The sequence below is a fragment of the Glycomyces mayteni genome, assembly GCF_042428885.1.
In the GTDB taxonomy this organism is placed as follows: Bacteria; Actinomycetota; Actinomycetes; order Mycobacteriales; family Micromonosporaceae; genus Glycomyces; species Glycomyces mayteni.
The window spans coordinates 1,400,845-1,418,193 of sequence record NZ_JBHMBP010000001.1; the positions used below are offsets into that span (position 1 = coordinate 1,400,845).

General features: G+C 71.4%; 17 protein-coding genes. 12 read left to right on the forward strand and 5 right to left on the reverse strand.

The window, feature by feature from the left end; translation table 11 throughout:
• From ACFFXY_RS06385 to ACFFXY_RS06395, 3 genes are all read right to left on the reverse strand, one after another.
• Positions 1–924: a YihY/virulence factor BrkB family protein gene (locus ACFFXY_RS06385; RefSeq protein ID WP_382347186.1), complete on the reverse strand. Its 924-nt coding sequence runs from the start codon at positions 922–924 to the stop codon at positions 1–3.
• A gap of 37 nt (positions 925–961) precedes the next feature.
• Positions 962–1,420 (reverse strand): RrF2 family transcriptional regulator, encoded by a 459-nt coding sequence (locus tag ACFFXY_RS06390; protein ID WP_382347189.1) that lies wholly within the window; start codon positions 1,418–1,420, stop codon positions 962–964.
• 101 nt (positions 1,421–1,521) lie between these two features.
• Entirely contained in the window at positions 1,522–2,190 is a 669-nt protein-coding gene (locus ACFFXY_RS06395; protein WP_382347192.1) for a FadR/GntR family transcriptional regulator, read from the reverse strand.
• Positions 2,191–2,491: 301 nt separating this feature from the next.
• Here ACFFXY_RS06395 and ACFFXY_RS06400 point away from each other — a divergent pair, with 301 nt between their 5' ends.
• The 9 genes from ACFFXY_RS06400 (at position 2,492) to ACFFXY_RS06440 (ending at position 11,277) form a co-directional block, all read left to right on the forward strand.
• The gene (locus ACFFXY_RS06400) at positions 2,492–3,811 is read left to right on the forward strand and encodes an MFS transporter (RefSeq protein ID WP_382347195.1); all 1,320 of its coding nucleotides are present in this window, start codon (positions 2,492–2,494) and stop codon (positions 3,809–3,811) included.
• Positions 3,812–3,909: 98 nt separating this feature from the next.
• Complete coding sequence (locus ACFFXY_RS06405; RefSeq protein ID WP_382347198.1) at positions 3,910–5,838, forward strand: acetoacetate--CoA ligase; 1,929 nt, start codon at positions 3,910–3,912, stop codon at positions 5,836–5,838.
• 224 nt (positions 5,839–6,062) lie between these two features.
• The gene (locus tag ACFFXY_RS06410) at positions 6,063–6,698 is read left to right on the forward strand and encodes a TrmH family RNA methyltransferase (RefSeq protein WP_382347201.1); all 636 of its coding nucleotides are present in this window, start codon (positions 6,063–6,065) and stop codon (positions 6,696–6,698) included.
• Between the two features lie 323 nt (positions 6,699–7,021).
• Positions 7,022–7,180, forward strand: coding sequence for a hypothetical protein (locus tag ACFFXY_RS06415; RefSeq protein ID WP_176953298.1), 159 nt, complete (start codon positions 7,022–7,024; stop codon positions 7,178–7,180).
• A gap of 13 nt (positions 7,181–7,193) precedes the next feature.
• The gene (locus tag ACFFXY_RS06420; RefSeq protein ID WP_382347209.1) at positions 7,194–8,027 is read left to right on the forward strand and encodes a PH domain-containing protein; all 834 of its coding nucleotides are present in this window, start codon (positions 7,194–7,196) and stop codon (positions 8,025–8,027) included.
• Positions 8,028–8,270: 243 nt separating this feature from the next.
• Positions 8,271–8,816, forward strand: coding sequence for a SigE family RNA polymerase sigma factor (locus tag ACFFXY_RS06425; RefSeq protein WP_382347212.1), 546 nt, complete (start codon positions 8,271–8,273; stop codon positions 8,814–8,816).
• On the forward strand, positions 8,813–9,994 hold the full coding sequence (locus tag ACFFXY_RS06430; RefSeq protein WP_382347215.1) for a hypothetical protein: 1,182 nt from the start codon (positions 8,813–8,815) through the stop codon (positions 9,992–9,994). The genes ACFFXY_RS06425 and ACFFXY_RS06430 overlap by 4 nt, the downstream gene beginning before the upstream one ends.
• Before the next feature lie 75 nt (positions 9,995–10,069).
• Positions 10,070–10,702, forward strand: a complete 633-nt coding sequence (locus ACFFXY_RS06435; RefSeq protein WP_382347218.1) for a MarC family protein — start codon at positions 10,070–10,072, stop codon at positions 10,700–10,702.
• A 23-nt stretch (positions 10,703–10,725) separates the two neighbouring features.
• Entirely contained in the window at positions 10,726–11,277 is a 552-nt protein-coding gene (locus ACFFXY_RS06440) for a hypothetical protein (protein ID WP_382347221.1), read from the forward strand.
• Between the two features lie 52 nt (positions 11,278–11,329).
• On the opposite strand, the gene ACFFXY_RS06445 is transcribed toward ACFFXY_RS06440, so the two are convergent.
• Together ACFFXY_RS06445 and ACFFXY_RS06450 are read right to left on the reverse strand one after the other, a co-directional pair.
• A complete protein-coding gene (locus ACFFXY_RS06445) occupies positions 11,330–11,560 on the reverse strand; it encodes a hypothetical protein (protein WP_382347224.1) in 231 nt (76 codons plus the stop codon).
• Between the two features lie 297 nt (positions 11,561–11,857).
• The gene (locus tag ACFFXY_RS06450) at positions 11,858–13,537 is read right to left on the reverse strand and encodes a DEAD/DEAH box helicase (RefSeq protein WP_382347227.1); all 1,680 of its coding nucleotides are present in this window, start codon (positions 13,535–13,537) and stop codon (positions 11,858–11,860) included.
• A 370-nt stretch (positions 13,538–13,907) separates the two neighbouring features.
• Between ACFFXY_RS06450 and ACFFXY_RS06455 the strand changes: the two genes are divergently transcribed.
• The 3 genes from ACFFXY_RS06455 to ACFFXY_RS06465 all read left to right on the forward strand — a co-directional run bounded on the left by ACFFXY_RS06455 (position 13,908) and on the right by ACFFXY_RS06465 (position 17,337).
• Complete coding sequence (locus ACFFXY_RS06455; RefSeq protein WP_382347230.1) at positions 13,908–14,591, forward strand: ferritin-like fold-containing protein; 684 nt, start codon at positions 13,908–13,910, stop codon at positions 14,589–14,591.
• 113 nt (positions 14,592–14,704) lie between these two features.
• Complete coding sequence (locus tag ACFFXY_RS06460) at positions 14,705–15,976, forward strand: permuted SH3 domain-containing protein (protein ID WP_382347233.1); 1,272 nt, start codon at positions 14,705–14,707, stop codon at positions 15,974–15,976.
• Positions 15,976–17,337, forward strand: a complete 1,362-nt coding sequence (locus tag ACFFXY_RS06465) for an ABC transporter permease (protein ID WP_382347236.1) — start codon at positions 15,976–15,978, stop codon at positions 17,335–17,337. The genes ACFFXY_RS06460 and ACFFXY_RS06465 overlap by 1 nt, the downstream gene beginning before the upstream one ends.
• The last annotated feature ends 12 nt before the right edge of the window (positions 17,338–17,349 follow it).

The following is a 17,349-nucleotide window of genomic DNA, read 5'->3' on the forward strand; positions in this document are numbered from 1 at the left end:
TCAGAACGCCCCCGGCGGCTTGTACAGGCGGCCGTGCCCGTTCGGGATGGACTCCCGGTCGTACAGGTCGATCGCCTTGCCGCGCAGCGAGGTCGCCGTCCAGGACGCGGCTGCCAGGAGCATCACGTTGAACAGGTACAAGAACACCAGGAGGCCGACCGCGGTCGTCACCGCCTGGTAGGCCGGGCGGTCGGAGACGTGCAGCACGTAGATCCGCCCGGCGGTCTTGAGCAGCTCCATGCCGATCGACACCGCCAGCGAGGCCCAGACGACCCGCCGCGGGAGCATGACGACCCGGGGGAGCGCCTGGAGCAGCACCGCCGCCAGCAGCGCGTTCGCGATGAGGCCGACCACGACCGAGACGGCGCGGACCAGCCAGGCGAGGTTCCCGGTCACCTGGTCCCAGTCGAGCCACCCGATCACGAACTCCGCGCCCGCCGTGGCGCCGATCGTGATGAGCAGCAGCACCGCGATCCCCAGCAGGATGCCCAGGTCGATCGCCCAGCGCAGGAACGGGTTCCCCGGCTGCGCGTCCAGGCCCCACACGATCCGGATCGCCGCCCGCACCGACTGCACCCACGCCACCCCGGCCACGACCAGGGCCACCGCCGCGAAGATCGTCACCGACTTGCGCGAGGACTCCAGCACCCCGATGTCGATCACCGGCAGGTTCGTCGAGAGCCACTTCTCGACCGAGTCGTAGATGTCGGGGAAGTTGAGCAGGTACCCGAAGATCGCGAGCGCCAGCAGCGACATGGAGAACGCGGCGAAGAACGCGTAGTACGAGATCGCGGCCGCGAGCTGCCCGCAGTGGACCTCGCCGTACCGCTCGCCGGCGCGCCAGGCGTGGTCGACCAGGTTGGACCGCCTGCGGGAGGCGTCGACCACCCGGTCCCACCACGCGCCCAGGTCAGGGAATCTCACGTGCCGATTCTGGCAGAGCGTGAACCGCCGGGGGCGTTCAGTCGCGGATGACCCAGGCGTCGGGGTCTTCGAGCAGCTTGGTGACCGAGGTCGGGAGGTCGTCGGCGGCGACGGACGCGAGCGACACGGATTCGAGGATGTTCCGCTCGGAGACGCGCAGGGCGATCCACACGTTCGTCAGCGCGGCGGCCGTGCCGGGGTAGGCGACCTGCTCGGGGCGTTCGCCGCGGACGCCCACGAGGGGCCCGTCCACGGCGCGGATGACGTCGGCGAGGCTGATCTGGTCGCCGGGCCGCGCGAGCTGGTGCCCGCCCTCGGAGCCGCGCTTGGAGGTGGCGATGCCGCCGCGGCGCAGCTGGAGCAGGATCGACTCCAGGAACTTGCGGGGGATGGCCTGGTCCTCGGCGATCTGCTCGGCCGACACCCAGCGGTCCCCGTACCCGGCCAGGGCCACGGCGGCGCGCAGGGCGTAGTCGACGCGGGCGGACAGGCGCATGAGGACTCCTCTCGGTGCCGCTCGGACGAGCGGTGCTTCCGACTCTATCTCTAGGTGCGCCGCGCTCCCGCACTTCACAAGGACGCTGTGAGCCGCCCGGGTCAGTCGTCCACGAGCAGGCGCAGGTACGCGGCGGTCTCGGCGGCCGCCAGGTCGGCGTCCCCGGCGATGATCGCCTCGATCGCCACCGAGTGGTCTATGTGCGGCTCCTCGGCGAGGACCGGCCCGAGCCCGGCGCGCACGGTGTCGCGCAGCGACTCGGCCAGCTCGGTGTACAGCTCCGCGAGGAGCTTGTTGTGGCTCGCCTCGGCGACGGCCTGGTGCAGGGCGATGTCGGCGGCCACGAACGCCTCGGTGTCGCCGACCTCGTGGGTCGCCTCGCGCTCGGCGAGGAGGATGCGCAGGCGGGTGATGTCGGCCTCGTCGCGGCGGTGGGCGGCCAGGCGCGCGGCCTCGACCTCCAGGCCGCGGCGGACCTCCATGGCGTCGGACGCGGGGCTCGCGGCGATGCGGCGGCGCACGGCGGCGGTGACCTCGCTGCGGCCGACCACGAACGTCCCGGCGCCCTGGCGGATCTCAAGGAGTCCGGCGTGGGCGAGCGCGCGCACGCCCTCGCGGATGGTGTTGCGGCCGACGCCGAGGAGCTCGGCCAGTTCGCTCTCGGTGGGGATGCGCGATCCGAGGCCCCACTCGCCGTCGCTGATCTGCTGCCGCAGCTGGTCGATCACCTGATCGACGAGGGCGGACTTGCGCGTCGACTGCAATGCCACTGGCGGACCTGACCTTCCCGGATCGGGGCCATGGCTTGCGGGGGGCCCGCCATGGGGGGTGTGCGTGTTTCCTGACACTAGAAGGATTAAAGCAGACAGCCGTCGCGATACCGTTGACAGGCCGTCAATTCATCCCATGAATTGACTCGATTCTATCCCGGCTGCCGGCGCCCCCGCCGGTGCGCCGTGAATCGGGTCGGTCACGATCCCCCGGCACTCCTCCCGAGGGCGCGGACAGCGATTGCCGGCACCGCCCGACCTACCTGCCGCGAACACCCCGGCCTCGGAAGGAGACGTCCTCGTGACGACCGATGCCACTGCCAGCGCGCCCGCTGACGCGCCCGACAGCGACACCGCCCCGGACAACACCGCCCTGGAGCACCCCGTCCCGCCGCCCGCCGCCGAGATCGCCGACCCGCCGCCCGGCCGCGTCGTGGCCGCCGCGGGCTGGATGCTCGTCGCGGGCGTCGTCCTCGCCGCCTTCAACTTCCGCACCGCCGTCACCAGCGTCGGCGCGATCCTCGCCGAGGTCCGCGGCGGCCTCGGCATGTCCGAGACCGTCGCAGGTCTCCTCACCACGCTCCCGGTCCTCGCGTTCGCCGGACTCGGCGCGTTCGCACCGCGCCTGGCCCGCCGCTTCGGCCCCCGGATGCTCCTCACCGGCGCGCTCCTGGCGATGAGCGCCGGGCTCGTCGCCCGCGCCTACGCGCCCAACACGGCCCTGTTCCTGCTGTTCAGCCTGTTCGCGCTCGCGGCGGGCGCCATCGGGAACGTCGCGATCCCGGTGATCGTCAAGCGGTACTTCCCCGACCGCATCGGGGTCATGACCACCCTGTACTCGACGACCCTCGCGGTCGGCACCGCCGTCGCGGCCGCCTCCACGGCCCCGATCGAGCACCTGTCGGGGGACTGGCGGTTCGCGCTGGCGGCGTGGGCGCTCCCGGCGGTGATCGCGATCGTGCCGTGGCTGCTGTGGCGCCCGGCCCCGGCCGCGCCGGGGGCGGCGCCGGTGTCGCACCTGCACGGGGCGCACCGCTCGCGCCTGGCGTGGATGATGCTGCTGCTGTTCGGCGCGCAGTCGGCGATCGCGTACATCCTCATGGGGTGGACGACGACGATCCTGGCGGCCGACGGGATGTCGGCGGCCGCGGCCGGGTCGATGCTCGGGGTGCTTACGATCGTGCAGATCCCGGTGTCGGTGGTCGTCCCGATCCTCACCGTCCGGTGGGGCCCGCGGCCGACGTTCCTGGTGCTCATGGCCTGCTACCCGCCCGCGATCGCCGGGCTGTGGCTCGGGGGCGGCGGGGCGCTGACGTGGCTGTGGATGGCGCTGTTCGGGGTCGCGACCTCGGTGTTCCCGCTGATCCTGACCCTGTTCGGGCTGCGGGCCCGCACGCCCGCGGGGACGAGCGCGCTGTCGTCGTTCGCGCAGTCGGGCGGGTACCTGCTGGCCGGGTCGGGGCCGCTCGCGGTCGGGTGGGTCTACGGGCTGACGTTCTCATGGACCGTGCCGTTCGCGCTGCTGTCGGTCCTGGCGGTGCTCCTGTTCGCCACGGGCCTGTACGTGACGCGCGAGCGGTACATCGAGGACGAACTGTCCCAGGCGAAACCGGTCGAATAGGCAAAAGCGCGCAAACGATCCCCCGCAGGCGGCGCCGGACCCGAGCCGTGCCACGATAGTGCTGTGGACCACAGTGCTGTGGAGACCGGGAGGCGATCGTGACCAGCGAGGTCTTGTGGCTGCCGCGCCCTGACGCGGTGGAGACGACGAACATCGGCCGCTTCGGCCAGTGGCTGTCGCGGCGGGAGGAGCGCGACCTCACCTCCTATCCCGCGCTGTGGCAGTACTCGGTCGAGCGCCTGCGCCCGTTCTGGGGCGCGGTGTGGGAGTACTTCGGCCTCGGCTCCACGGTCCCCGAGCACCGGGTCCTCGCCGACGAGACCATGCCCGACACGGTGTGGTTCCCCGACGAGACGTTCAACTACGCGAGAGCGGTCCTCACCGCGCCGGGCGTGGCCGAGGACGACGTGCTCGTGCGCGCCTACTCCGACACGCGCGGGCCGGTCGAGTGGACCCTCGCGGACCTGCGCGAGGCCGTCGCCCGCGCCCGCGCGGGCCTCGTCGCCCACGGGGTGCGCCGCGGCGACCGCGTCGCGGCCTGGATGCCGAACATCCCCGAGACGTTCGCGCTCATGCTCGCCTCGGCGAGCCTCGGCGCGGTGTTCTCCAGCTGCGCCCCCGAGTTCGGCGCGAAGGCCGTTCTCGACCGGTTCGCGCAGATCGAGCCGAAGATCCTCGTGGCCGTGGACGGCTACCGGTACGGGCCGAAGTCGGTGGACCGCACCGAGGACGTGCGCCGCGTCGTGCGCGGCCTCGAAGGGCTCGGCTCGGTCGTGACCCTCCCGTACCTGGACCCGGACGCGGCGGTCGAGGGCGAGACCTGGGACCGGTTCTGCGCCTACGACGAGGGCGTCGCGTTCGAGCCGCTCACGTTCGACCACCCGCTCTACATCCTGTACTCCTCGGGGACCACGGGCCTGCCGAAGGCGATCGTCCACTCCCACGGCGGCATGGCGATCGAGCACGCGAAGATGCACTCGCTGCACCACGACCTGGGCCCCGGCGACCGGTTCTTCTGGTACTCCACGACCGGCTGGATGATGTGGAACTACCTCGTGTCGGCGCCGATCGTCGGCGCGGGCGTGGTCCTGTTCGACGGGATGCCGGACCCGGCCGGGATGTGGCGGCTTGCCGAGGCGTCGGGGACGACGTTCTTCGGCACGAGCGCGCCGTTCCTCATGGCCTGCCGCTCGCGCGGCGTCAAACCGTCCGAGGAGGCCGACCTCTCGCGCCTCAAGGGCATCGGCTCCACGGGCGCCCCGCTCCCGGCGGTCGGCTTCGACTACGTGTACGAGTCGGTCTCGGCGACGGCGCAGCTCCAGTCCCTGTCGGGCGGCACGGACCTGTGCACCGGGTTCATCGGCGGCGCGCCCACGGTGCCGGTGTGGCGCGGCGAGCTGTCGTGCCGGTGCCTCGGCGCGGACGTGCAGTCCTTCGACCCCGAGGGGCGCCCGGGGATCGGGCGCGAGGGGGAGCTGGTGATCGCCTCCCCGATGCCGTCGATGCCCGTGGGATTGTGGGGCGACCCGCTCAAGCACCGCTACCGGGACACCTACCTCACCGACTTCCCCGGGATCTGGCGCCACGGCGACTGGATCACCATCACCGACCGCGGCTCCGCCGTCATCTCCGGGCGCAGCGACGCCACCCTCAACCGCGGCGGGGTCCGCATGGGCACCTCGGAGTTCTACGCGGTCGTGGAGGCCGTGGACGGCGTCGCCGACTCCCTCGTGGTCCACCTGGACGACGACGACCGGGACCGGCTCCTGCTGTACGTGGCCCTCAAGGACGGCGCGGAGCTGGACGAGGACCTGCGCCGCCGGATCACCGCGGCCCTGCGCGAGCAGCTGTCGCCGCGGCACGTGCCCGACGAGGTGCGGCAGGTCCCCGAGGTCCCGCGCACGCTCAGCGGGAAGAAGGTGGAGGTGCCGGTGAAGAAGATCCTCAAAGGCGTCAGGCCCGAGGAGGCCATCGCCCGCGACGCGCTCGCCAACCCCGACGCGCTGCGCTGGTTCCCGCCCTCCTGAGCCCGCCCGGCCCCGCACCTCTGAGACGAGTGGAACTCGGAGTGACGTGGGGCCACTGGTAACCCGATTTCCTTCTGCGGCAAGGGAATTCAATTGGGTGTGTGCCCAGTCGCAGACGTGCGGTCGTTAGTATGAAACGCGCCGCCCCGGTCGGTTTCCCCCGTAGCCGCCGGGGCGGCGCCATGCCCTCCGCTCCCCATCGCGCCCGCGGGCCCTGTGCTCCAATGGTCCGCGTGACTGATGAGGACGCGATGGAGGTCGGGGTCGGGCCCTGGGAGGGCCCGCTCCCCGAAGGCGACCGGTACGACCCGGAGCTGCTGCGCGGCGGCGACCGCCGCAACGTGGTCGACGCCTACCGGTACTGGACCCGCGAGGCGATCGTCGCCGACCTCGACGCCCGCCGCCACGACTTCCACGTGGCGATCGAGAACTGGCAGCACGACTTCAACATCGGCACCGTCGTGCGCAACGCGAACGCGTTCCTGGCGAAGACCGTCCACATCGTCGGCAAGCGCCGCTGGAACCGCCGCGGGGCCATGGTCACCGACCGGTACCAGCACGTGGAGCACCACGCCACGGTCGAGGAGTTCACCGCCTGGGCCGCCGCCGAGGGCCTCGCCGTCGTCGGGATCGACAACCTCCCCGGCTCCGTGCCCATCGAGACGGCCTCCTTGCCGCGCAACGCGGTCCTCGTGTTCGGCCAGGAGGGCCCGGGACTGTCCGAACCGGTCCGCGACGCCTGCGCGATGGTCTGCTCGATCACCCAGTTCGGATCGACGCGCTCGATCAACGCGGGCGTCGCGAGCGGGATCGCCATGCACGCGTGGGTGAGGGAACACGTGTTCGAGCAGCGGCCCTGAAGGTGCAGATGCAGGGAGCAGTGTCGGATACCTGACGCTTCCCTGGGGTTCGCGGGGGCGATGCGCCTACATTGAGCCAATGGAACGTGACTTGGGGTAAGCTCGCCCGTGGCACAACCGAATAGGTTATTCCGCTGGTAGATAGGCGGAGTCGGGCAAAAGTGGAACGATGTTGTTACGCTGTAGCCCGTCGATCGGCCCCTCGGCTCACACCGTCGGGGCCCATCAGAAAACTGAAAGCCGAGTCATGCTCGTACGGTAGACTCGTGCCAGCCTGCGCCAGACGAACGATCGGCCAGGACCCTTTGACGGGAGGGGTGAGGATGTTGAAGAAGATTCTGACCTGGGGCGGACTTGCGTTCCTGGTGTTCTTTGTAGCCTTCAGGCCGGACGAAGCCAGCGGTGTCGTCGGATCACTCGCCGGCGGCATCCTCGATGCCGCCAACGGCTTCGCAGCGTTCTTCACGAACCTCGTGACCTGATCACGGCGACGCCATGACCGATTCCGGTGCAGGCGGCTCGGGGGACATGAAGGACACCGAGCCGCTGGAACCCCCCAGTCCCCGCGCCCCCTCCGACGGCCCCGCCCCGGGCGCCGAGTCCCCCACGCGCGAATTCCAGTTCCCCCCGGGCGTCTCGCCCGGCGCCCCCGCGGCCGCCGCCTCCGACATCGACGGCGTCCGCTTCGACGACAGCCCCGCAGGGGGGCTGCTCTCCGGCGTGCGCGCCCCGGCCGTCCCCGACGTCCCGTCGCCGATCTCGGCGCGCTACCTCTTCCCCACCGAGAAGTACCGCGGCGAGTGGCGCCGCCACTGGGTCCACCTCATGCCCTGGTACATCATCGGCACGCTCTCGACCTTCATCATGGGCCTCGCCTCCGGCATGCTCACGAAGTGGGACAACGCGAACCGCGACACCGCCCTGTCCGTCACCGTCATCGTGTGGCTGCTGATCCTCGGCTTCGTCGGCTGGAAGATCCTCGACTGGTACATGGACCGGTTCATCCTCACCAACAAGCGGATCATGCTGATCCAGGGGGTCATCACCCGCTCGGTCGCCATGATGCCCCTCGGGCGCGTCACCGACATGAAGTACTCGCAGACGCCGATGGGCCGCATGCTCAACTACGGCGAGTTCATCATCGAGTCCGCGGGCCAGGACCAGGCGCTGCGGAACGTCCCGCACCTGCCGAACCCCAACGAGCTCTACCTCCAGATGTGCGAGGAGATGTACGAGCCCGAGGCGGTCGACGAGCGCATGGCCGAGCCCGAGGAGGACCTCATCCCCGACGGGGAGGCCGCCGTCCCCGGCAAGAGCGACGGCACCTGACCGCGTCCCGACCCGTTCACGAGCGCGCCCGCCGGCACCCGCCGGCGGGCGTTCGCCGTCCCGGCATGACGGGGGACTCGTGGCATGAATCCGGGAGGCGGCCCTTGGCACCTACTTCGTATACTCGCTTTCGTACCAACCCTCGGTTGCCGATGACACCCATCTTTTGGCAGAATTCCGCCCTGCGGGGCAACTTTCCACCGGGGGTACGTCGTCTGTTGTTCGACCCCCCCAGGGAGACGCGTGAGCGAGGTCAAATCGTCTCAGGACGAGGAGTTCCGCGAGTACGTGGCGGCGCGCTCGGCCGCGCTGCATCGTGCGGCGTATCTCCTCACGGGGAACTGGGCGACAGCGGAGGACCTGGTGCAGACGACGTTGACGAAGACCTACCTGGCGTGGAGCCGGATCAGGACGACTGATTCGATCGACGCCTACGCCCGCCGCATCCTCTACAACACCAACGCCTCCTGGTGGCGCAAGCGCTCCAACCGCGAGAAGCCCACCGAGGTGTTCGAGGACCGGGCCGACCTCTCCCGCGACTTCACCGAGCACGGCGCCGTCCGCGACGCCATGTGGCGCCACATCGCCGCCCTCCCCAAGCGCCAGCGCGCGGTCCTCGTCCTCCGCTACTACGAGAACCGCTCCGACGCCCAGATCGCCGAGATCCTCGGCATCTCGATCGGCACCGTCAAGAGCCAGGCCTCCCGGGCCCTCGCGGGCATGCGCAAGCGCCTCGGCACACCCGCCGCCGCGCTCGGCGTGGCCATGGAACCGAGGGAGGCGGCGTGAACGGGGACATCGAGGCCCTCCTGCGCAGCGGGCTGGCCGAGCAGGCCGAGCGCGCGCCCGGGTCGGTCGAGGACCCGGCCCTGGCCGACCTCGCCATAGCCGGGGCCCACCGCATCCGGCGCCGCCGCCGCATCGGCGCGGCCGCGGGCGGCGCGGGCCTCCTCGTCATCGGCGCGGGCGTGTTCGCGTTCCAGCCGCTCATGGACCTCCAGGACCAGGGCACCATCGCGGCCGACACCTCCAGCACCGCGGAGGTCCGCAACGACCTCGGCATGGAGTTCCTCGTCCGCAGCGACGACGGCTACGCGATCGTCAACGAGGACGGCGAGACGATCCCCGTCGGCCAGGACGAGCCGCAGAGCGTCCTGCGCCTGGACGACGCGTACGTCCTCGAAGACCCCGAGCGGGAGGTGACGGACGTCTACAGCCTCGACGGCTCCATGAGCGCGTCCTACGCCTCGCCCGGGCCGAACACGTACGGCACCGTCAACGTCGCGGCCACCGAGTACGCGCTGGTCACCCCGAACGCGGAGATGACCGAGGAGTCCTACGCGCTCAACGACGTCACCCTCGCCGCCGTCGCCGACGCGACCACGTTCTCGGTCAGCTACGACCTGACCCTCATGAACTGGGACGCCAGGACCGCGGTCTTCACCGCCGACATCTGGTCCACCACCGGCGGCTCCGAGAGCACCTACTACTTCAACGACCAGAACGACTGGAACCTCGCCTCGGTCGCCGCGGCCGGGTTCGAGTCGGTCGCCGTCATCGACTCGACGAACCCCGACTACGTGTGCGTCGCCGACCTCGACGCCTTCGGCGGCGTCGCCCGCGAAGGCGAGGAGTGCGGGCCGTTCGCGACCGACCGGATCAAGGACGACCTCACGGCGACCGCCGGGAGCGACTCCGCCGTCGCGGCCGTCAGGGCCACGACCGACAGCGTCAGCGGGGACATGTACTTCCCCATGGACGCCGCCGACCTGGGGGAGTACGAGGACCGGTTCTACAGCTCCAGCATGATGTTCAGCGACCCGTACAACCGCTGGGAGGTGTCGTACAACCCGGACGACGCCACCTGGATGATGATCGACTACACCGGCGAGACCCCGGTCATGTCGCTGCTCACCCCGCCCGCGGGCGCGGTGCTCCCGGTCGCGGACTACGTCCCCTCGGGGTGACCCGGCGCTGAGCCGCACGTAACACAAGGGTCGGAATCCGCGGCTGTGACGCGGCGGACTTGCCATACTCGCTGCGTGGGTGGACTCGAATACTTGCTGACCGTCATGGTGACGCTCTTCGTCATCATGGACCCGCCCGGGATCGTGCCGATCTACCTGGCCCTCACCGGGACCATGGACAAGCGGCAGCGCAACCGGGCGGCACTCCAGGCGACCCTGCTGTCGCTCGGGGTGATCTCGCTGTTCGCGCTGCTCGGGCAGCAGATCATCTCGTACCTCCACATCGACCTCGCCGCGCTCCAGGGCGCGGGCGGGCTCCTGCTCCTCCTCGTGGCCCTCCAACTCCTCACCGGCAAGGCCGACGACCCGAACGAGGCCGCGACCTCCAACATCGCCCTCGTCCCGCTCGGCACCCCGCTCCTGGCGGGCCCCGGTGCGATCGTCGCGGTCATCCTGTTCGTGCAGCAGGCGCCCTCGCGCACCGACTACCTGTGGATCGCCCTCGCCATCGTCGTGATCCACTTCCTGATCTACCTGGTGATGCGCTTCTCCGGCGTCCTCGTCAAGATCCTGCGCCGCGGCGGCATCGAGGTCCTCACCCGCATCGCGGGCGTCCTCCTCGCCGCGATCGCCGTCCAGCTGATCGCCGACGCGGTCATGAGCTACGCCGCCCACTTCGAAAGTTCATCCGGCGCTACCGGTTGGTGATCGCTTTAGGGTTCAATGAACCCATGACGACGATTCTCGACCTGCCCCTGCACCCCCTGGCGGTGCACGCGCCGATCATCTTCGTGGCGCTGCTCGTGCTCCTCGGCGCCGCCTACCTGCTCATTCCGCCGCTGCGCCAGCGGATCGGCTGGGCCGCGGCGATCCTCGTGCTCGTCGCCCCCGCGACCGTGTACGGGTCGATCCTCTCCGGACAGCAGTTCGCCGACTTCACCTACCCCGACGGCTGGCCCGACGCGGTGCAGCAGCACCACGACAACGCCTACTGGCTCCTGTGGACGCTCCTGGCGCTCATCCCCGTGTGGTTCCTGTTCACGGGCCTCGACCGCGGGCGCCGCGCCGCGCTCCTGCGCGGCGGCGACGCCCCCAAGCCCGCGGCGCCCGAGGACGGCGAGACCGCCACGGGCTCGGACGACCCGGCCGCGGGCGGGCGCAAGGTGATCATGTTCGTCATCGGCCTCATCGCCCTGGCGCTGCTGGGCCTGGCGGCCTGGTGGCTGTTCCAGACCGGGCACACCGGGGCCGAGATGGTGTGGGGCGGCGTCGTCCAGAACTGACGCGGACACGCCGAAGCCCCCGTCCCGGACCGGGACGGGGGCTTCGGTCCGTCTAGAACTCGACGAGCCCGATGATGAGGACCGTGAACATCAGCGCCACGGACACCAGCGTCAGCCACTGCGTCACCAGCCGCGCCCGCTGCTCCGCCGCGTCGATCGCCGCATGGTCCTGCGGCGGCATCCGCCGCGGCTCCCCGGGCAGCGCCACCGACTCGACCCGCCACCCCGGAGGCGGCGGCACGCTCACCGGCGGGCCTTCATAGGCGGGACTCTCGTCGCTCATGGCGCAAGCCTAACGCCGGGCAGCCCGCGGCGCCGTGGGCGGCGCTGCGCTGGGCCCCGGCACAAGGGTGCCTCGGGGGTGCGACAGGTCGGGGGCAGCACGGGGTGCCGTGGGCGGCGCTGCGTTGGGCCCCCGGCACAAGGGTGCCTCGGAGGTGTGACAGGACGCGGGCAGGGTGGAGCGCCGCGGGCGGCGGTTTTCGAGCGCCCCCGAATCGACGGTGCCCGGCGGGTACGACGAAACGCCGCGGGCGGTGTCCCCTTTGGGGGGACCCCGCCCGCGGCGTTCGCTCACGGCCTAGTCCTGGCTCGGGGCCTGGCGGTCGTTGCCTCCGGTGGGGCGGCGGCGACGGCGGCGGCGGCGCGCGGGGGCGTCGCCTTCGGCGTCGGCGGTCGCGGCGGGGGCGTCCGCGCGCGGCTTGGACTCGCGCGGGGCGGCGTCCTCGTCGGTGCGGATGCGGCGGCGCTGGCGGCTGCGCGGGGCGTCGCCCTCGGCGTCGGAGCGGCGCTCGGGGCGGTCGCCCTCGTCACGGGAAGCACTGTCACGGGAAGCACCGTCGCGGGAGGAGCCGCCGCGGGGGGCGCTGTCGCGGGAGCCCTCGCGACCGCCGCCACGGCGGTCGCTCTGGCCCCGGCCGCCTTCGCGGCCGCGCCCGCGCGGGCTGCGGGAGCGGCCCTTCTTGCGCGGCTCGCCCTCGACGTTCTCCTCGCGCTCGGCGGAGAGGCCGTCGCGCTTGCGGAGCTCGCTCGGGAGCGCCGGCGGGGCGCCCTCGGGGATGTCGAGGTCGGTGTACAGGTGGTCGGAGGTGTGGTACGTCTCCTGCGGCTCACCGAGGTCGAGGCCGTTGGCCTTGACGATGATCTTCCAGCGGGGGAGGTCCTCCCACGTCAGGAACGTGACGGCGATGCCCGTCGCGCCCGCGCGGCCGGTGCGGCCGATGCGGTGCACGTAGGTCTCGGCCTCCTCGGGCGCGTCGAAGTTGATGACGTGCGTGATGTCGGGGACGTCGATGCCGCGGGCGGCCACGTCGGTCGCCACGAGCACGTCGATCTTCCCCGAGCGGAAGGCCCGCAGGGCCCGCTCGCGCGCGTTCTGGCCGAGGTCGCCGTGGACCGAGCCGACCGCGAAGCCGCGGAAGTCCAGCTCGTCGGCGAGCTTCTGCGCGGCGCGCTTGGTGCGGCAGAACAGGATCGTCAGGCCGCGGCCGTTGGCCTGGAGGATCCGGGCCGTCACCTCGATCTTGTTGAGCGCGTGGGTCATGTACACGAGCTGCCGGGTCTTGGACACGGCCTCGTCGTCGGGGCCCTTGACGTCCGCGGCGACGGTGATCGGGCGGTTCATGTGGCGGCGCGACAGCGACATGATCGTGTCGGGCATCGTCGCCGAGAACAGCATGGTCTGGCGCCGCTCCGGCAGGAGCTTGAGGATCTTCTCGACGTCCTCGGAGAACCCGAGGTCGAGCATCCGGTCGGCCTCGTCGAGCACGCAGTGCTTGATGCCGTCGAGCTTGATGTGCTTCGACTTGTAGAGGTCGAGCAGGCGGCCCGGGGTGCCGACGATGATGTCGACGCCCGCCTTCAGGGCCTCGACCTGCGGCTCGTACGCGCGGCCGCCGTAGATCGGCAGGACCCGGATGGAGCGGGTCTTGCCCGCGTCCTCCAGGTCGCGGGCCACCTGGAGGCCCAGCTCGCGCGTGGGGACCAGGATCAGCGCCTGCGGGCGGCCGTCGGAGCCCTCGCCGGCGGACGTGATCCGGTCGATGATCGGGAGGCCGAACCCGAAGGTCTTGCCGGTGCCCGTGGGGGCGCGCCCGATGATGTCGGAGCCCCGGAGGGCGATGGGAATCGCGTACTCCTGGATCGCGAAGGCCCGCTCGATTCCAAGCGCTGCAAGCGCTTCGACGGTCTCTTCCCGAATTCCCAGGGCCGCGAATGTCGGCCCGTCGTTCACGGGCCGGTCGTTGTTCACTTCGTTCACTCTGTTCACCTCGTGGCGGAGGACGTCACCAGATCCGGGGAACTCGGCGCCACATCATGTCTCGTTTTACACAGCGGCGACGACCGCCGGATTCGGTGAGTCGCCGCTTCGCAGGAGCGGCCCGGTGAAGAAACCGGTACCGCTTGAGGACCGCCTGGTACAGGGTCGCCCCGTCGGGGCCGCGGTCCCTCCCGTCCATCGTACGCTCTCCCGGCACCATCGTCTCGGTGCGCCGTTCCCGGGCGAGGCGCGCCTTCCCTCCCAGGCCCCCGATCCGGCCCTTCTGGCCTGCGAAGACGCACGGAACGGTCCGATCGGCGACACCCCCGTGAAGGCGAGGGCCGCGACGGCCCAGTGGTAACCTGCCCCGGTGTCCGAGACTTCAGATCCCGCCCCGACCGCCGCCCCGGCGACCGAGCCCCCCGGCCGCGAGGCCGTCGTCGAACTCCTTGGGCTGCTTGCCCTCGGCGAGCTGCTCGCGTTCGAGCGCATGGTCTTCGACGCCCGTCTCGCCCCCGACCTCGGCCGACGCGCGGCCCTCTCGGAGGCGGCCGTCGGTGAGATTCGCAACTACCGGCTCATCGCCGACCGCCTGCACGCCCTCGGCGCCGACCCCGCCGAGGCCATGGCCCCGTTCCGCGAGGCGTTCCGCTCCTTCGACGCGTCCACCTCGCCGCGCGACTGGCTCGAAGCCCTGGTGAAGGTCTACCTCGGCGACGCCGTCGCCGACGACTTCTTCCGCGCCGTCTCCTCGGGCCTGGAGGACGCCGACCGCACCGTCATCGAGACCGTCCTCGCCGAGTCCGGCGCCGCCGACCTCGCCGCCGCGGAGATCCGCGCCGCCGTCGAGGCCGACGAGTCGGTCACCGGCCGCCTTTCCCTGTGGGCCCGGCGCCTCGTCGGCGAGGGCATCAACCGCGCCCAGGGCGTGGCCGCCGCCAACGAGCGCCTCACCGGGATCATCGTCGGCGACGGCGGCACCCTCGACGCGCTCCTGCGCCGCCTCACCCGCGCCCACCAGGACCGCATGAAGTCGGTGGGCCTCAACAACTGAGGCCGCGTCACCGTTTCGGCACGCCACTGAGGGTGCCGTTACCGAATCGAGACGAAACGGTCGCAACCCGGGCCTCCTCTGCACGCGTCTTCGGGGCGGAGGAGGACTTCAACATGCGGCTCACGAAAAGCCATGTCGTCAGCGGGGTGCTCGCTGTCGCGCTGCTCGGCGCGACGGCCACTGCCTGGTACTTCGCTGCGCAGGCGCGGACCCCGGCCCAGCGGGCCGAGGAGACGGCCGAACCCGACGACAGCGTCATCACCGTCAAGGTCGACCAGGAGCAGCTGATCGACACCCTCGAATTCGAGGCGGTCCTGGACCGGACCGGGGACTTCGAGGTCCCGGCGCCCACCGCCCCCGAGGGGATCGAGACCGCGCTGGCCTCGAAGCTCCCGGTCGAGGTCGGCGACGAGGTCAAGGCCGGGACTGTGCTCCTGGAGGTGTCCGGCCGCCCCATGATCGCCCTCGAAGGCGACGTGCCCGCCTACCGCGACCTGCGGGAGGGCGACACCGGCCCGGACGTGGAGCAGCTGCAGCTGGCGCTCCAGCAGATCTACGGCACGCCCAAGACCGGGACGTTCGACTCGCGCACCGCCTCGGACCTGAAGAAGCTCTACGACCACGCGGGCTACGACCACGCGACCGTGTCCGAAGAGGTCGAGACCGAGACCGACGACGCCGAGGGCGACACCGGCGACGGCGGCGCCGAAGGCGAGGGCGAGGAGAACACCGGCGGAGCCCAGACGACCACTGTGGACCGCGTGGCGCTGCCCGCGTCCGAGGTCGTGTTCCTGCCCGACCTGCCCATGCAGGTCTCCAAGGTCAACGCCAAGCAGTCCGCGCCCGTCGAGGGCACCGTCCTGGTGCTCGCCTCCGGCGACTGGAAGCTGGAGGCCGAGCTCGACGAGGAGGTCGGCTCCGAGCTGTCCAAGCTCGGCGACGGCGCCGAGCTCGAATACGGCAACGGACCCCTGGAGGGCCAGGAGGTCGGCGGCTTCGAGCTGGAGACCCGCGAGGTCGAAGGCGAGGAGTCCTACGAGGGCGAGGAGGTCGAGACCACCGAGAAGACCTTCGCGGTCTTCGAGTTCGACGCCGAGGCCGTCGAGGGCATCGAGGACCTCGCCCCCGGCGAGGAGCAGGAGGTCACGCTCGTGCGCGCCCGCTCCGCCGAGGACGCGCTCATCGTGCCGCTCTCGGCGCTGTGGACCGACTCCGAGGACCGGACCATGATCACCGTGCTCGAAGCCGACGGCACCACCGAGCGGCACGTCGAAGTGGACGTGTCCCTGCGCCACGAGGGCCGCGGCGTGGTCGTCCCCGTCGAGGGCGAGCTCGCGGCCGGAGACGAGGTCGTGATCGCCTGGCGCGACCGGGGCAACGGCTGATGGCCCGCCGCCGGCGCGAAAGCGAGACCGACACCGAGCTCCTGGAGTACGTCGTCCCCGACGGGAACGACGGCGCCGCCGAGCCGGAGCCGAAGGGGCGCAAGGCCCGCCGCGCCGCCAAGCGGGCCGCCAAGGCCGAGAGGCGCGCCGCGAAAGACGAGATCCCCAAGGCCCCCGGCCGCTTCGGCGTCCGCTCCATGGGCATCGCCTACGAGGCGATCCAGTCGCTGCGCGGGCGCTCCATGCGGACCTGGATGACCGCCATCGGCATCGCCCTGGGCATCGCCGCCACGGTCGCCACCGTCGGCCTCTCGTCCACCTCGGCCGCCGCCATCGCCGAGCGCTTCGACGCGACCGAGGCCACCCAGGTCACCGTGTCGTTCTCCGACAACATGAGGGACGCCGGATACGCGCCGACCCTCGAAGCGTCCCAGCGGGTCCGCGAGATCAACGGCGTCGCCGACGCCGGGATCGTCTGCGGCTCCACCGACGATCTCGCCGCCTCCCGCACCGAAGCGGGCGACTACGTCCGCGAGGTCCCCGTGTTCGGCATGGAGCCGGGCGCGATGGACGCGTACGGCTTCGAGTTCACCAAGGGCGCGGCCTTCGACGAGGGCCACGTCGCCCGCGGCGACCAGGTCGCCGTCATCGACGAGTCCGCCGCCCGCGACCTCGGCTACTCGTCCCTCGCGGGCGGGCCGATGATCTACGTCGACGGCCGCGAGTACGCCCTCATCGGCGTCTACCAGGCGCCCGAGGGCGAGGCCAAGCTCACCGGCGCGGTCATCGTCCCCCCGACCCCCTGCCTCGAAGCCGACCAGGAGTTCGCGGCCGCGCAGGTCTTCATCCGCACCGACCTCGGCGCCGCCGACAAGGTCGCCGACACCGCCCCGACCGCCGTGTTCCCCGAGGGCCCCGACAACCTGTCGGTCTCCAAACCCTCCGACCTGCGGTCCTTCCGCAAAGGCGTGGAGAACGAGATGCAGGCGCTCCTGCTCGGCCTCGCGGCCGTCTCGCTCGTCATCGGCGCCGTCTCCGTCTCCAACACTGCACTCGTCTCGGTCATGGAGCGCCGCTCCGAAATCGGCCTGCGCCGCGCCGTCGGCGCCGCCCGCAGGGCCGTGGCGATGCAGTTCGTGTGGGAGTCCACCCTCATCGGCCTCATCGGCGGCCTCGTCGGCACGGTCCTGGGCGTCAACGTCACCGCGTTCGTCTCCCTCTACCGCGACTGGCAGATCGTCTTCGACCCCGGGCTGTTCGCCGCCGGGCCCGTCATCGGCGCCGTCGTCGGCATCGTCGCCGGCGTCTACCCCGCCTGGCGCGCCTCAAGAATCCCGCCCGCGGTCACCCTGAGGACCTGACGCTCGTTAGAC

Bases quoted from the DNA above. Each gene is read 5' to 3' on its own strand.
- ACFFXY_RS06460 (WP_382347233.1), top strand. From the start codon at position 14,705: ATGCGGCTCACGAAAAGCCATGTCGTCAGCGGGGTGCTCGCTGTCGCG.
- ACFFXY_RS06420 (WP_382347209.1), top strand. From the start codon at position 7,194: ATGACCGATTCCGGTGCAGGCGGCTCGGGGGACATGAAGGACACCGAG.
- ACFFXY_RS06410 (WP_382347201.1), top strand. From the start codon at position 6,063: ATGGTCCGCGTGACTGATGAGGACGCGATGGAGGTCGGGGTCGGGCCC.
- ACFFXY_RS06390 (WP_382347189.1), bottom strand. From the start codon at position 1,420: ATGCGCCTGTCCGCCCGCGTCGACTACGCCCTGCGCGCCGCCGTGGCC.
- ACFFXY_RS06465 (WP_382347236.1), top strand. From the start codon at position 15,976: ATGGCCCGCCGCCGGCGCGAAAGCGAGACCGACACCGAGCTCCTGGAG.
- ACFFXY_RS06445 (WP_382347224.1), bottom strand. From the start codon at position 11,560: ATGAGCGACGAGAGTCCCGCCTATGAAGGCCCGCCGGTGAGCGTGCCG.
- ACFFXY_RS06415 (WP_176953298.1), top strand. From the start codon at position 7,022: ATGTTGAAGAAGATTCTGACCTGGGGCGGACTTGCGTTCCTGGTGTTC.
- ACFFXY_RS06440 (WP_382347221.1), top strand. From the start codon at position 10,726: ATGACGACGATTCTCGACCTGCCCCTGCACCCCCTGGCGGTGCACGCG.